Genomic DNA, 15,501 nt, shown 5'->3' with positions numbered 1-15,501 from the left:
GAGCAACCTGTTTACTGATCACAATTTCTCGAGATCACATCCCCATAAAATCAGTATCCTTAAGGTAGTGCTTGCCAGCGGACAAGTCATACTGAATAAGCAGATAATCCGCGAGCATATCCTGAGCTCCTTGAGAAAGATCCTCAGGCAAGATCACGTTACCAGCATTATCCATATAGGTAGGATTGTCACCACTTTCCGCGCTGGCGGTAGGAGTGGAGATAGCGGCAATGGCCTGATGCATCTCGGTGAGGAACGCCAGATAAGGCGTGACCTTTGCGTTCATGTGTTCGGCAGCTTGTGCCATGAAATAATTGGATGAGGTATATCCAGCAGTCTCATCAGACAACTTGGTGCCCTGCGAACCCGATGCTGCATTAGACCAGATGAAGTAATCCGTTTCATGCAAATTGGTGGTGTTTGACTGGTCCTGGGCCGCGCTCGAATAAATGCCCGGCAAATGATCACCATAGAAAATAACAGTGATGGGCTTATCGATCTGATCAAGCTGTTCCAAAAATGCAGCCGTCTCTTGATCGGTGATATTCACGCCCTTGGCATAGGTGTCCACCGACGTGCGTTCATCTTCGCTAAGTCCTTCGGAAGTATCGAGCTCCTTGAATTCGTTGTTCTGATACCAATCGTCGTAAGGCAAATGGTTTTGCATAGTGACAACTTGCAGGAACTGCTGGTCGGACGAATCTGTATCAATGGCATTAAGCACATTCTGATATGTCGACTGATCGGAGGCGTACCATGCGGAATCAATAGGCGAGAGATTCTCCATCTTGTAGTCGCCGTCAACCGCCCAGAATTGGGAGAACCCATACTTCTTGTAATTGGTGTTGCGGAAATACATGGCGCGATAATACGGGTGAAGCGCGATGGAAGCTTGATCGCCGTATTCCTGATTCCACAGTTGGTTGAATGTCGGTGTCCATTGCTGCTTAGGCACCAGCTGCTGGTAGGCAATCTGCAGAGACGGATCGTAATTGCCCATATCCAAGCCAGTCAGTGCCTGATATTCGATATTGGCAGTGCCGCCACCGTAGCCCGGCGACAACATAAGACCCGAAGTGGTGGTGTTCTTGACGTTGCGAATATTCGGCATCGGGTCTTCGTTGAAGGTAATGCCCGGCACGCGGGTCGGATCAGAGAAGGACTCCGACAAAATCATGATTACAGTGCTGTCAGTGAGATTATGCTCGCGCGTCTGGTTGATCGAATCCGCCTTTTTGGCGTAACGTTCAGCAAGATCCTCCATGGTTTGCTTGCTGTAACTCTCGGGCTTATCCATGACCTTGGTATGCACCAAACGCAGGAAATTCATGGCGGGGCCGTTATTCATTGCATCTCCCATGCCATTCCAAGGCTGCGGAGCATCCGACAAGGTGGCCGCCCATTGCCGGGCCCACGATCCGGGAATACCGAGATTCCATACCAGTGTGAACGTCAGCAACACGCTAAGACCTGCGGTAAGCACTCGAGCGCATGCGGCGACAATATTTGGTGCTTGCAGGAATCGACTCGGACGCCATCGCACGGGAATCAGTGCGCCGCGACGGTCAAGAATCTGCAAGGCAATGCAAATGCCCACAAACCAGATAAGCGCGCTAATCGCCGTATTCACCAGTCCCTCGCCGCTTTTTGGCACAAACGACATGATTTCGCCGGTGTTGCCGCTGGCCACGAAGTTGAGATCGGAGGGAATAAGCGGCTCTCCGCGCAGCTGAACCTTGAAGTAGTTGGCTACGGCAAATGCAGCCATCGCCGAACCGAATATGGCTGTTGATATCCAGAATCTGTTGAGGACGAGAATAAGCGTGAGATATATCAGACCAAGCACTAAGAAATTCAGAATCGCCTGATATTGGTGATTAAGCCATATCTGGCTGACGAACTGATCAACTTGTTCAATAATGTAGTGAAGAGTGCCGCCTTCACTATTCTGATCGCTGCTTTCATACACGCTAGCTTGCAGAAGCAGTACAGAGAGAGCTGTTACCAGCATAAAGACCATGAAATACAGCGCAAATGACAGTCGTGGGCGTTTGCCCCAAGCCCAACGAATGCCGTGCCAAGCCGACAACGCGTAGGATTTTGTTAGAGCTTTCCAATCACGTGGCTGCGGCGAATCCTGTGCTTGCTGCTGATCTTGTTCCTGCTTCTGCTTTTGCGTGATGGTGCTCGACGCTTCTGCGGAAGTCTCGTCCCGTTGAGGGGCGTTCAATTGAAGTCCCTGTTTGGTGAGATAGGCAATATAGTCGTCGTTCATCTAGGCGTCACCACATTTTTTGCTAGAGTTCATATCTGACAAGCTGTCATTGTAACGGATGAACCCGAATGCACAATGCCCGCTTGCACTTTCGCATGAAAGAGCAAACGGGCATTGTGATGACGTCAATAGTGACATGGAAAACGGCTTATTGACTACCGTTTCGGCGATTATCTCATCGTTTTCCTTGGATCTTTCTGGCGACAACCTTCATAATTTCGCGTTGCTTGGAACCAGAAGGAGCCACAATATCCGCATATTTGCGCAAAGGACTGTCTTCGGCGATAGCGCGCTCGTGATGCTCGGGAGGTTGCGGACGTTTAATGCCAGCTAGCATTGCGGTGATCTGCAAGGAGAATGGCGTCTGCTGAGCGTACTGCCAGTAAAGCGGCCCAAAGTCGCACCATGGATTCTTCCATGGCTTGTCAAAACCGGCATAGTGCACGATTTTCGGATTCTGCCGGGAATCCGTGTACGCCTTGAATGTATCGGCGGGGGCATAGGCAAACACACCATCGACGCGGCCAGCGCAGTTGTGCATCACATTCCAGTCGTATGGCAGGTAATGCACCATGCCTTCGCATTCCATATTGAGAATGTCCTGGTCGTTGTAGATGAACCCAGGGCGCTGGGCAATCTCCAACCATTCATGCACAGAGTGAATCGTTCGCATGCGGTCGAGGTTCATCACCAGCACGCCAGCTTGGAAGTAGCCATATGGATTGGTCATATGCAATTGCTTGCTTACATATGTTGCTCGGATTCCATCTTTCATATTGAGATTGCCGAGGAAGTCGAGATCTCGCACGGCACCAATGGCGGCATCGCCGATTTCGGTATCGAAAAGCTGGGCGACATCACCGTTGACCACCAGATCGCAATCTAAATACAGAATCTTGGAATAGAACGGCAGTGCTTCCTGAATAATGAATCGATAGTAGGTTTCGATGCTGATATGCGCGTTATTCGTGGTCAGATTGAACCCGGCAATGGCACGGCTAACGTCATGGAAACGGATGGTGGCATTGCTGAATTGCGCAAGGAACGAGGTGATGAGCTGCTTATTTTCCTTGCTGATATCGCGCTCTAGCACGATTACGTCATAGCGGCGGTTGGGGTCAGCGTTCTTCAACATTGAATAGATGGTGGTGGTCACCATGGGCGCGTAAGCATCGTCTGCGGCGAACACTACAGGAATAATGCTCTGCTGATCGCCTTCCAACGGTTCGAGCTGTGCAGGAGGCTCCGGATTGGTGAAATGCACACATTGCAGTTGCTTGACGCGCCAATTCGCGCCGGTGCGCTGCTTATGCGCGATGAAAATATTGAGCAAACGCTCCGATAGATGGCCGGGAGTGCGCAGCGTTTGCATGTCGGCTGCGACGTGATCCCAGTGCTCCGTAAACTCGTCCAGCAGTGGGAACAACCATTCGCAGTATTCGAAGAAAATATCTTTCTTCATAATGAACATGTTGCAGAATGCCGCGCGTCGACCATTGAGCACAGCATCAGCATCCTCGCGATATTCGGGATGACGGGCGCAGAGCAGGTCGTACAAGTGACGCAGATCCTTGAGGCGGAGATGCTGATCGGCGTCCCAATGCTCTTTAAGATTGGCAAATCCGCCGATGCGACGCACATCGTTCAGCGGAGTCGTGATGACGTCCCAGCCTTGCACTGCCTGCGCAATGGAGTAATCATCCAGACCATATTCGGCGATGGCGCGGTTGTCGATGAACATATCCATAATCTCGCCGTAATCGTTCTCAGTATGCGCGGTACTGGTGAAATCAAAATAACGACGGTAGTGGCAGAAGCCGTAATAATCGGCATCCATATTCTTCCACGCCCAGTATTGTGCGGTTAATTCGCAATACATGGGGTTCTTGGCTGAAATATTGTCCCCCTCATCATCATGCAAGGTATCGCTAAACCGTGATGCTGCATTCTCTGCGCCAACTTGGATCGGCAACAGACTGGTTCCGTGGGGGAACGCAGCTGGCTTGTGCGCCGATACGAATATTGCGATGCGAGGATCGTGCTCACGGTTTATTGAAGACATGATTACCGCCTTACGTTGCTGGGTCTTGTGCCATTGTAACGGGTTTTCCTAGTGGGGTAGACAAAGGCTTGGAATAGGTGTTTGCTTGAGCTCACGGGGAGAGAACGATAGGGGCTGATAGGGGTGTGCGAACGCGTCTTTGCGTAGCGCTACATTGTGGCTGTTGTATAGAGAAGAACAAGCGGGGCTCGAATGAAGAAACTCAACGCTTCGATTCGCATGGCCGCTGCAGTGGTTTGTGCATGTGCCATGATGATTATGGGGGTAATGTCGCCTAGTGCTGTCGCCGTAGAGGCGCAGCGCAATGCAGCTGATTTGGCTGCGGACAACATTGATGTGCTATCTGAAGGCACATATGTTGTCGCCGCTGCAGCTGCCAATCAATCTTTGATGGATGTCAGCGGTGGATCCGCGAACAATGGTGCCAATGTGCAGCTGTATCACAACAACGGCACTCAAGCTCAGCGCTGGGTGATCTCCAAAGATGCTGCAGGCTATCTCACCTTCACCAATGCACAATCAGGCAAGGTGCTTGATGTCTACGGTGGTGCAAACCGCAACGGCGCGAATGTGCAGCAGTATGCAGCCAATGGTTCGCCGGCGCAACGCTGGATCGCAGTCGGCACAGCCGACAACTTTACGTTGCATTCCGCGATTAATACCAATCTGGTCTTGGATGCGTTTGGCGGCAACTTGGGCGATAATGCCAACCTGCAGCTATATACCGCCAATGGTTCAGCGGCTCAACGTTGGTCGCTGTTGCCTGCGGATACGAAGCCGGAGGCCGTTGCCAAGGCTGATGCGTTGGCGCAGCAGTATATGGGTACCATCCCCGAAGGCGTGTATGGGCTGGCTGCGGCTTCGGGTGGCATGCTCGCCGATGTCAGGGGAGCGTCGACCTCCAATGGCGCGAACGTGCAGCTGTATCGGAATAACGGAACTATGGCGCAGCGTTGGATGGTGACGCAGGATGCGCAAGGCTACCTGACATTCACCAACCTCAATTCAGGCAAGGTGCTTGACGCGGCCGGTGGAGTTGCACGCAACGGTGCGAATGTTCAGCAGTATGACGCTAATGGCACCAGGGCGCAACAGTGGATTGCTGTTGGTTCCAGCAGCGGCTTTACGCTGCATTCGGCCATTAACGTTGATTGGGTACTGGATATATATGGCGGTTCCTTCGCGAACAGCACCAACATTCAGCTGTATCAGGCCAATAATTCTGCAGCGCAGCGTTGGTCTCTGGATACATCCATGAATATGAGTCTTCCGATTGCGCAATATCGTTTGCATAACGCGTGGTTGGGAGCTCCTACTGGAGCATCGCAGCAACAAGCTGATGGTGTAAGACAGCAATTTGCCGGCGGTACCGTTTATTGGTACGAAAGCGGCTCCACGGTTCCCAGCGTTCAGCAGGCGGCTTCCGAGCTTGGCAGCGAACTTGGTGCGCCGGCCGATAACATCACTGTGCAAACTTCATATGGATTTATGAAGAGCTATGCCAACGGTGTGATTGTGGCCACGTCCGAAACGGATGATTCCAAGACGTTTGTGCTTGATGGTGGCATGTTCGCCTATTGGCAGAGCCAAGGCGGCGCAGCCGGATATCTTGGCATGCCCACCGGTGCGAAAACCGCTGTGAGCCGTGGCGGAATCAATGGTTTTTCGCAGCGATTCCAAGGTGGCGTGGTGTATTCATCCGCACAAACCGGCACACATTCGGTGCATGGCGATATCAAGACCAGTTTTGAACGACGTGGTGGGCTGGAGACTGTTGGCTTCCCCATGAGCGAGGAAACCGGCACCACCCGCAGCGGCGTATGGCAGCATTTCCAGAACGGCTCGATCTACTGGCGTCCCAACCGTGGCGCATTTGCCGTGCTCAATGGCTTCTTCGATCGGTACAAGTCGCAAGGCTACGAATATGGTCCGCGTGGCTTCCCCGTCTCCGAAGAATACAATGACCGTGGTCATGCCCGTCAGGACTTTGAACACGGCAGTTACTGGTGGAACGGCATGCCTGGCGGCACTTACACACATAACGTGCAGTGGACCCCGCAGCCGAACAGTTACACCTGCTTCCCGACCTCGGGCTATATGTCGCTGCGCACGGCAGGCATCAACCGTTCGCCCGTTACCGGTGAAGAGACCACGGTCTGGAATCTAGCCAACCGCATGAACATCACACCGGCCGGCGTATGGAACCCGGACTTCACGCGTGGCATCAACCAGTTCTTGGGCACGGATCTGTATCACTACACGCTCTACCCGAGCTACGACCTGCTGCGTAACGAGATCCTGAACTCGTATCAAACCGGTTACTCGCCGATTGTGGTCGAATATGAGCGTCGCGGTGGCCCGCATCCCAACGGTCACGCCAACGGCACCTTCAGCCATGCCATCGTTGTGGACAGCTTCAGCACCACCGACGGCAATGTGCAGTTCGTCGACCCTGCGCCTGGCTATGGCGGTAGCGCCAAGTTCTGGACCAATTTGGCTGATTTCCGCAATAAGTACATGACGTGGACCTACGATCACGACGCTCCATCCATCGTGGCTACCCGCTGACGTACGTCGGTCGTGGAGTTGAAAGTTGCTGCGCAGCCTGCTGGCACAACAGTGGCTGCGCAGTGTGTTGACACAAGTTGCTGACATGGTCTATAGCACGCGGCATGGCGGCGATCGAAATACGTGGCAGAAGGAGAATAGCCATGCAAGAGTCTGAGCATCCGTCAGATGTGGAATCTCGCCGCTGGCGTTGGGCAGTGCTGGTCGCCATCGCTGCGATATTGGCGGTGGTTTTGGTCGTTGCTGTAACGCTGCATGTGCGGCGTCAGCAGAATGACTCATCCAATGTGACTGGCGCAGCTGAGCATGGCGCAACGGTGAAGCCTGATTCAGGTGATTCGGACTCCGCCTCTGCGTTGCCAGATTTGCCGTTCACTCTGTCTGGGGTTTCATACAACGCTGAACTGGTGGAAGTCAGTGAGGGTGCCGATCCTGCGCAGTTGGCGGACTCGTGGACCTTCGGTGGCGACTTTAGCCGTATCGGCTCGTTCCCAATCGACAACACGCACGTGTTTGGCTCCACTTCGCCTGATTCCAATAACTTGAATGCCTATTATGCTGCCATTCTGGATCGTGACGGCGGTGCGCAGGCGCTCGATACGCCTTCTGGTCCGTTCTACGAACCGCAGGATGGCACGGCAGACGGCAATCGAGCAGTATGGCGCTCCGCCACATTGAGCGGGAACAGCGCGCAACTTGCCTACGACAACTGGCGCGTGCAGGCGTGGGATGCAAAAACTGACACAACAGTGACGCTGGGTACGGCCATCGATATCAACGGCCGCGACGATACTCCCGCTCTGGGCAGCGATATCGTGCCGACTGCCAACCAGTCCACGGCATTCTTCGCCTCCAATATTGCGAACGGTGATCATTGGACGCCTTCTGTACTGGCATTCCCTCTTGCTGGTGGAAGCCATACGGTAATCGACGAAGGCAATTATCCGGCGGCGGTTGCTGATGGTGTGATTTATGCCAGCGATGCGCAGCCGACCGACGATAGCACGGGCTTTCCTGCGTATGCCACACTGAAGCGTAGCGTTGGCAAACAGGGTGCTGCTGCTGGTGCCGGTGACACAGTGTTTGAGATGAAGCCGTCCTCTGATGCTGTGCAGTCGAAGGCACAGTCTGCGGGTGGCAATCAGGGGAGCGGTCCATGGGGCATTGCCGGTGTTTGGGCGCACGAGGGATATCGTGCCGTGGCGTTCTATAACGGCAATGTTGAATCGGGCACCTATATCGGTTTCTGGGCCGATGATTTTCAGCGTCCGCTGGCATGGGTACATGTGAAGTCGCCCAGCGTGGTCGCCTCCATGAATAGCGAATGGTTCGTCTGGGGTTCCGGCTCGCAGTCGGAGAACACCGGCATGTATGCCTTCAACTGGTCCAAAGGCGAAATCACTTACTTGGGTGCCTGCTACGGCTATTCCCGGCCGACCATCGCCTCCGACAACAACACGGTGATGGTGCCCTCCCTACCTGATAATGCCCAAGCCGTAAGCTTCACCGTCGGCACGCTGCGCTGAGTTTTTCGGCTGTTTTACGGTGCTGTTTGTTGTTCGTTGCTTGCTATAGTGGCATGCTGCTTGGATCATCGAATCTTTGCAAAATGCCTGATTGATGGGGCGGAAGCAGGAGCAGCTTCGGTAGAGTAGAACCCATCCACATCTGTTGTACGAGGGAGTTTGGATGCGGGAGCTGACTGGAGTGATAGTGCTGTGCACAGCGGTGATGATACCGGTTGTCATCATTGTTGCGGCGGTGTTGCTGGGCAATCCGGGCAGAAAAGGGCGGATTCGTTTAATGACCGCGCAATGCCCCGGTCTGGTGGTGAGTATCAAATCTCATGGCATGGATACTCCGTGGCGTATCCGTGTGCACTATGAAGTAGACGGCATCGCATATGAGGTTGTCGAATCGCTTGCCCTGAAATCATCGGTGATCAAGGCCGGTCCCATCCCCATCGGACAACGCAAGACCCCAGTGATGGGCCGTGTTCGAGAGGGCGATACCGTCATCGTGATCTACAATCCCGATAAACCATCAAAAGCCCACATCCAACACAACGACGGCTGGATCAACAACTGATGTTGGCTGTTGTTTGCGAGGTCGCGCAGCGCGTCAATAAGAACGGTGCTTGATTTGGGAGTGCAGGGATTTGGTTGTTTTCCGGCGCAGAAGATAGCATAATAACGCGGATTATCCGCACGACTTTGCTGCATCCCCTTCGGCGGGTGCAGAAGTGAGAGCCGGAGACACCCTGCAGGAGCAGGGCCCGGCTCTTGCGAATTCATTACTGACGAGTATGCCATGGTACTGTGCAAACCATTGGATACTACTTCTTCAATCTTTCGACAATCGGGCTTGTTTGCTGGCTTGCCTTCTTCCATGACGCACTGGGCGTCTGTACGGCTGGCGTAGAAGGGGCATCTGCGCTTCTGGGAGAGATTCATTGCCACGTTTTTGGTTTAATTCCACAACACAGCTCATCAACAGTTGCATGGCGTCCATTTGCTCTATGAGGTGATTGCATCCACTGCTCGGATTACGATACCAATCTTCATGGAGTTTCATTCGATCGCAGAAATTTTCAATCTGTCTGGTGATATGTGCCCGCATCGCTGAGCTCTTGACAAGGTTGCAGTGAGCTAACAATACGCAAGAAAAATCATGAATTAGCGCATCTGTTTCTGCTAGATGAAGAGTTTGCTCGACAAATTCAGTTTTGCCATTTAGGAGCAGTTTAAGAAGCTCATTGAGATCTCTGGTTGGTTTGATCTGTTCTGAGGGAGGTAGGAGTAGGCAATTGTGGTGTGACGCTGCATTGCGAAGGAGTCTCACACCATAAAGCAACGAATAGGTAATATCTTGGAACTGGCGATGTTTCAAGAACGAACGATAACAATGAATAAGACTGTTAAGGGAACAGGTTTCCCAAAATAGCCAGATGGGCTTATCGACGAGGTATTTGTCAATCATGCCCTTGGTATATACTGATTTCTGATAGACGCTTTCGGGATTATAATGTTTTCCTTGACTCTCATAAAATGCCATCTGATCTTGTTCGTAATCACGAATCACTTGATAGCCGTCTTCATCAACACGTGAGATAAGATTATTGAAGCGTACTCGAAGTGCATGTTCGATATCTCCGGTCATACGCAAGATTAGAATTCTCAACTCAAAATCAATGGTGGACAAATCACGAAGATAAGCAAAATCTAAATTTTGATATTGGCCATCGGCATCTCGTTGAAAATTTTTATCGAATGCTTTTAATTTAAAGAAGTACGTGTTATCTTGTAGAAATTGTTTAGCTGCTTCTCTGCTGCATTGCTGGAATGTGATGCCATGACGAGCCATAACGTCACATTGCTCATCTGCAGTCATGGCGCGGCGTCTAGGTGTCGTTGCGGGGGACTTGGTCTGTTCGATTGTCATCGCGCCTCCTTGCAAAAGAAAAAGCGGGCAAACAGTGAGGTTTGCCCGCTTTCTGGGAGACCGCTTCACGCCACAAGAGCCGGTCGAGTCATCCCTCGTTCATGCGGATAGAAGCATATCAGTTTTGGGTTGAGTGTGTCAATTTTACAGTGTTTTTACTATATATAGTATCGTTTTTATTCTTTAACAACTATATATGCTCTTTGTGTGTGGTGGGCAACTCGGTCGATGAGACGTTGCGGATAAGATTGTTTGCATTTCGCAGTTGAAAATGATGAGCGGGTGACAGATGGCATTAGGCCTAAACCGCCACAATCCTGGCCGTGGCCGGGCGTAATCTTAAAACATGACTATGAGACTTGCACGATTTTCGCTCAATGATTCGCCGCGCTATGCCTTCGTTCAGACCGACGAGACGGACGGCAAGGACTACCTCGTCGAACTGGACGGTCACCCGCTGGCGGGCGGCCAGGTCAAGCCGACCGGCAATCGTTACCCGGTGGACGGCGACGGCATTCGCCTGCTCGCCCCGGTGATCCCCTCCAAGGTGTTCGGCCTGGCCAAGAACTACGAGGCGCACGCCCAGTTCATGCACGAAGCCGGCCATTCCGACATCGCCCACGCGCCCGAAGACATGATGATCTTCACCAAGCCCTCCACCTCCGTGATCGGCCCGGACGATCCGATCGTCTACCCGGCAGAGTCCAACGACATGAACTTCGAGCCCGAAGTGGCCGTGGTCATGGGCCGTATCGCCAAGAACGTCTCGGTGGACGAGGCCATGGACTATGTGCTCGGCTTCACCTGCGTCAACGACGTGACGCTGCGCGACCTGCAGGGCAAGGACCCGATGTGGACGCGCGCCAAGGGCTTCGACACCTCCTGCCCGCTTGGCCCGTGGATTGTAATGCGCGACGACCTCAACTGGCGCGACGCCAAGATCTCCTTCACCCTCAACGGCAAGGACGTTGAAATGGCTTCCGGCACCACCGCGAACCTGATCCACGGTATCCCGGAGCAGATTGCTGCGATCTCTAGCTTCTCCACCCTGCTGCCCGGCGACGTGATTCTGACCGGCACCCCGAACGCCTCCGGCCACCTTGGCCCCGGCGACGAAGCCATCGTCCATGTCGAAGGCATCGGTTCTCTGCGCAACGTGGTCGTGCGCGGCTGACGTCGCGGCTGGCTGATTGACGCGGCTAGCGGACGCAATAAACAACAGTAGATACAAGAAATTGGCCGTGCGTGGCAAGTAACCGCGCACGGCCAATTTTGTAACCGTCGCACGACCGTCGTGTAGTGTCTGTCTGCCTGTCGTCCTTCGGTCCGCTGGTCTATCGGTCTATTGGTATCGTTCCGTCGTCCGACGATCCGTCAGTCCACTAACCTACCGACCTCAGCAAACGCAACGAAGACGACCCATCAATCATCAATATCAATAATCACCACGTCAGCTGCAGCCCCGGACCGATTCCAAAGCACCTGGCCCTCCACGGACCGGTCGTCGTCATCTGTCCACTGCGCGAACTGCCAGGTGCCGGACTGGTCCGTGCTGATGCGGCTGATGATGTCGGCGGGCATGTCCACGTCGTCGATGGCGCATTGCAATGTCATCGGCATGGTGTCGGTCCACATGCTGCCGGTGGTGAAACGCACGTATTCGGCGTTCGGGCCAGTGCTCCATGTCAGGTCCGAACCGCCCTGCTGTGGGCTGCATTCATAGTATGTTTCCGCCATGTTGACGTCCGGAATGGACCGGTAGGTGTCGGACGAACCGTCGGTGCCGACCTGCAGGGAGTCGACGTAAGCTTTGATTTCGTCCGGCGTGGACTGAGCGTTCAGGGGCGTCGCGTTCGCTCCGGTGCCAGCTGCGGAACCGTTGCTGGACGTCCCAGTATTTCCGTTATTGGTTGTGCTGGTGCCGTTGCCGGTACCTTTATCTGTTGTATCGTTACCGTCGCTTTGTTGCGATTGCTGGCTTTGCTGGTTCTGCTGTTTGCCGGCGTTGCTGCTGGTGCCGTTGTCGGCCGGCCCACCGCAAGCGGTCGTTCCGGCAATGGCCAGTACCGCCACAATCGCCGCGAGGCCTGTGCCCAAAGCGTTGCGGATTGGTGTGTACTGCATCTCTGCCTCCTTGCATAGAGATACTGCAAAAGATACTTCCATTGTAGTTGAGCGGGCATTTTGGCCCGCCGCAGGTGGCTTCCGGACTAGTGTTGCGTACCTCACAAAGGCCGCCGCCGACGACAGAAAACAAAACTTGAGTCACATACACTCAAGTTTTGGGAATAGAATGAGTTCCAGGTCGGTTGACCATATCAGAACACGACGAATAGCGCCGTGCCAGGCCCGTCCCGCCCAAGTTCCGCGCGGCGACGCCGGCCGGCATGACGCATGATATGGAGGAAACGATATGGAACAGAAGTTCACCACCATGGCCCAAGAGGCCATCGGCGATGCCATCCAGAGCGCTTCGGCCGCAGGCAACGCACAGGTCGAAACCCTGCATGTGCTCGACGCTTTGCTGCGTCAGGAAAACGGCGTGGCCCGCACGCTGATCGAGGCCGCCGGCGGCAACGCCCAGGCTATTGGCGCTGAAGTGCGCAACGCCTTGGTCGCGCTGCCCAGCGCTTCCGGTTCGACCACTTCCCAGCCGCAGGCCAGCCGTCAGCTGACCGCCGCGCTTGCTGCCGCCGAGAAAGAAATGCAGGCGATGGGCGACGAATACGTCTCCACCGAGCACCTTTTGATCGGTATCGCAGCCAGCAAGCCGAACCAATCCGCTGACATTCTTGACAAGCACGGTGCGTCCGTGGACGCCCTGCGCAAGGCCGTACCCGGCGTGCGCGGCGGTGCGAAAGTCACCAGCCCCGACGCGGAAGGCTCGTACAAGGCCCTTGAGAAGTATTCCACCGACCTGACCGCCGCAGCCAAGGAAGGCAAGCTTGACCCGGTGATCGGCCGTGACCAGGAGATCCGTCGCGTCATCCAGATTCTGTCCCGTCGCACCAAGAACAACCCGGTGCTGATCGGCGAGCCTGGCGTCGGCAAGACGGCCGTGGTCGAAGGCCTGGCCCAGCGTATCGTGGCCGGCGACGTGCCCACCACCCTGCAAGGCAAGAAGCTGATTTCACTGGATCTGGGGTCGATGGTTGCCGGTTCGAAGTACCGTGGCGAATTCGAGGAACGCTTGAAGAGCGTGCTGAACGAAATCAAGAACGCCAACGGGCAGATCATCACCTTCATCGACGAGATCCACACCATTGTCGGCGCGGGCGCTGCCGAAGGCTCCATGGACGCCGGCAATATGTTGAAGCCTATGCTGGCCCGCGGCGAACTGCGCCTGATCGGTGCCACCACCCTCGATGAATACCGTGAGAACATCGAAAAGGACCCGGCCCTTGAACGCCGCTTCCAGCAAGTGTTCGTCGGCGAGCCGAGCGTGGAAGACACCATCGCCATCCTGCGTGGCTTGAAGCAGCGTTACGAAGCGCACCACAAGGTGACAATCGGTGATGACGCGCTGGTCGCCGCCGCAACCCTGTCCAACCGCTACATTTCCGGCCGTCAACTGCCGGATAAGGCCATTGATTTGGTCGATGAGGCCGCCGCGCACCTGCGTATGGAGCTTGATTCCTCCCCGGAGGAGATCGATGAACTGCAGCGCAAGGTCACGCGTCTGGAAATGGAGGAGATGCAGCTTAAGAAGGCTGAGGATCCTGCATCCAAGGATCGCTTGGGCAAGCTGCAGGCCGAACTGGCTGATACACGCGAAAAGCTGTCTGGCCTGAAGGCTCGTTGGGACGCCGAACAGGCCGGCCACAACAAGGTCGGCGACCTGCGTGCCCAGCTCGATGACCTGCGCGTGCAGGCCGACAAGGCCACCCGCGAAGGCGACCTGGCCAAGGCCTCCAAGATTCTCTACGGCGACATTTCGGCCATTCAGAAGGAGCTTGCTGCCGCCGAGAACGCGGACGCCGAGTCCAAGGCCGACAAGGGCGAGACGGACGGCACTCCGACCAGCGAGCCGATGGTGCCCGACCGTGTGGACGCCGACTCGGTGGCCGAAATCGTCTCCGACTGGACGGGTATTCCCGTTGGCCGCCTGATGCAAGGCGAGAACGAGAAGCTGCTGCACATGGAGGACTACCTTGGCAAGCGCGTGATTGGTCAGAAGGAAGCCATCGCCGCCGTGTCCGACGCGGTGCGTCGCTCGCGTGCCGGCATCTCCGACCCGAACCGCCCGACCGGTTCCTTCCTGTTCTTGGGCCCCACCGGCGTGGGCAAAACCGAGCTCGCGAAGGCGCTCGCCGACTTCCTGTTCGATGACGAGAAGGCCATGGTGCGCATCGACATGTCCGAATACATGGAGAAGGCGTCCGTGTCGCGTCTGATCGGTGCGGCCCCCGGCTATGTGGGTTACGAGCAGGGCGGTCAGCTGACCGAGGCCGTGCGTCGTCGTCCGTATTCGGTGGTGCTGTTCGATGAGGTGGAGAAGGCCAATCCTGAGATCTTCGACGTGCTGCTGCAAGTGCTCGACGATGGTCGTCTGACCGATGGTCAGGGCAGGACTGTGGACTTCAAGAACACGATTCTGATCATGACCTCGAACCTTGGTTCGCAGTTCTTGGTGAACGAAGACATGGATTCGGACGCCAAGAAGAAGGCCGTGATGGACGCGGTTCATATGAACTTCAAGCCGGAGTTCCTGAACCGTTTGGACGACATTGTCATGTTCCATCCGCTCACCCGCGAGGAGCTCGGTGGCATCGTCGATATTCAGGTCAAGGGTGTGGCCCAGCGGCTTACCGACCGTCGCATCACGCTCGACGTCACCGATGCGGCCCGCGAATGGCTCGCCAACACCGGTTACGATCCGGCCTATGGTGCCCGTCCGCTGCGTCGCCTGGTGCAGACCGAGGTCGGCGACCAGCTGGCCCGTATGCTGCTGGCCGGCAAGGTCCACGACGGCGACACCGTGCTCGTCGACCAGACCGGCGGCGAACACCTGGAGCTGTCCGCCTGGGCGTCCGACCAACTCGTCGGTGACGACCCAGCCGTATCAGTAGACAACGTCCAAGAAGACTGATTGTCCTAATCCCTGTCTTTTGGGTGGAGCTTCCCGCTTCGGGGGGGCTCCACCCTTTGGTTTGCT

General features: G+C 55.2%; 9 protein-coding genes. 5 read left to right on the top strand and 4 right to left on the bottom strand.

The annotated features are described in order from the left end of the window. Positions 1-34 precede the first annotated feature (34 nt). Positions 35-2,275 carry an LTA synthase family protein gene (locus tag G1C95_RS11455; RefSeq protein WP_240947547.1) on the bottom strand — a complete coding sequence of 747 codons (2,241 nt, stop codon included), beginning with the start codon at positions 2,273-2,275 and terminating at the stop codon, positions 35-37. 175 nt (positions 2,276-2,450) lie between these two features. Beyond that, a complete protein-coding gene (locus G1C95_RS11450; RefSeq protein WP_169173082.1) occupies positions 2,451-4,337 on the bottom strand; it encodes a DUF4422 domain-containing protein in 1,887 nt (628 codons plus the stop codon). 192 nt (positions 4,338-4,529) lie between these two features. Here G1C95_RS11450 and G1C95_RS11445 point away from each other — a divergent pair, with 192 nt between their 5' ends. The 3 genes from G1C95_RS11445 (at position 4,530) to G1C95_RS11435 (ending at position 8,993) form a co-directional block, all read left to right on the top strand. After that, positions 4,530-6,905 (top strand): RICIN domain-containing protein, encoded by a 2,376-nt coding sequence (locus G1C95_RS11445; RefSeq protein ID WP_169173081.1) that lies wholly within the window; start codon positions 4,530-4,532, stop codon positions 6,903-6,905. A gap of 143 nt (positions 6,906-7,048) precedes the next feature. Further along, entirely contained in the window at positions 7,049-8,431 is a 1,383-nt protein-coding gene (locus G1C95_RS11440; RefSeq protein WP_169173080.1) for a hypothetical protein, read from the top strand. Between the two features lie 163 nt (positions 8,432-8,594). Further along, a complete protein-coding gene (locus tag G1C95_RS11435; RefSeq protein WP_169173079.1) occupies positions 8,595-8,993 on the top strand; it encodes a DUF3592 domain-containing protein in 399 nt (132 codons plus the stop codon). Between the two features lie 255 nt (positions 8,994-9,248). On the opposite strand, the gene G1C95_RS11430 is transcribed toward G1C95_RS11435, so the two are convergent. After that, entirely contained in the window at positions 9,249-10,346 is a 1,098-nt protein-coding gene (locus G1C95_RS11430; RefSeq protein ID WP_169173078.1) for an Abi family protein, read from the bottom strand. Between the two features lie 352 nt (positions 10,347-10,698). On the opposite strand from G1C95_RS11430, the gene G1C95_RS11425 reads away from it, so the two are divergent. Continuing rightward, entirely contained in the window at positions 10,699-11,520 is an 822-nt protein-coding gene (locus tag G1C95_RS11425) for a fumarylacetoacetate hydrolase family protein (RefSeq protein ID WP_169173077.1), read from the top strand. A gap of 248 nt (positions 11,521-11,768) precedes the next feature. Here G1C95_RS11425 and G1C95_RS11420 read toward each other — a convergent pair whose 3' ends face one another. Continuing rightward, complete coding sequence (locus tag G1C95_RS11420) at positions 11,769-12,470, bottom strand: hypothetical protein (protein WP_169173076.1); 702 nt, start codon at positions 12,468-12,470, stop codon at positions 11,769-11,771. 289 nt (positions 12,471-12,759) lie between these two features. Between G1C95_RS11420 and clpB the strand changes: the two genes are divergently transcribed. Continuing rightward, on the top strand, positions 12,760-15,435 hold the full coding sequence (gene clpB, locus G1C95_RS11415; RefSeq protein ID WP_169173075.1) for an ATP-dependent chaperone ClpB: 2,676 nt from the start codon (positions 12,760-12,762) through the stop codon (positions 15,433-15,435). Positions 15,436-15,501 lie beyond the last annotated feature (66 nt).

Origin of the sequence: Bifidobacterium oedipodis (assembly GCF_012932425.1) — a bacterium.
GTDB classification, from domain to species: Bacteria; Actinomycetota; Actinomycetes; order Actinomycetales; family Bifidobacteriaceae; genus Bifidobacterium; species Bifidobacterium oedipodis.
This window is presented reverse-complemented; position numbering and strand designations above follow the sequence as displayed.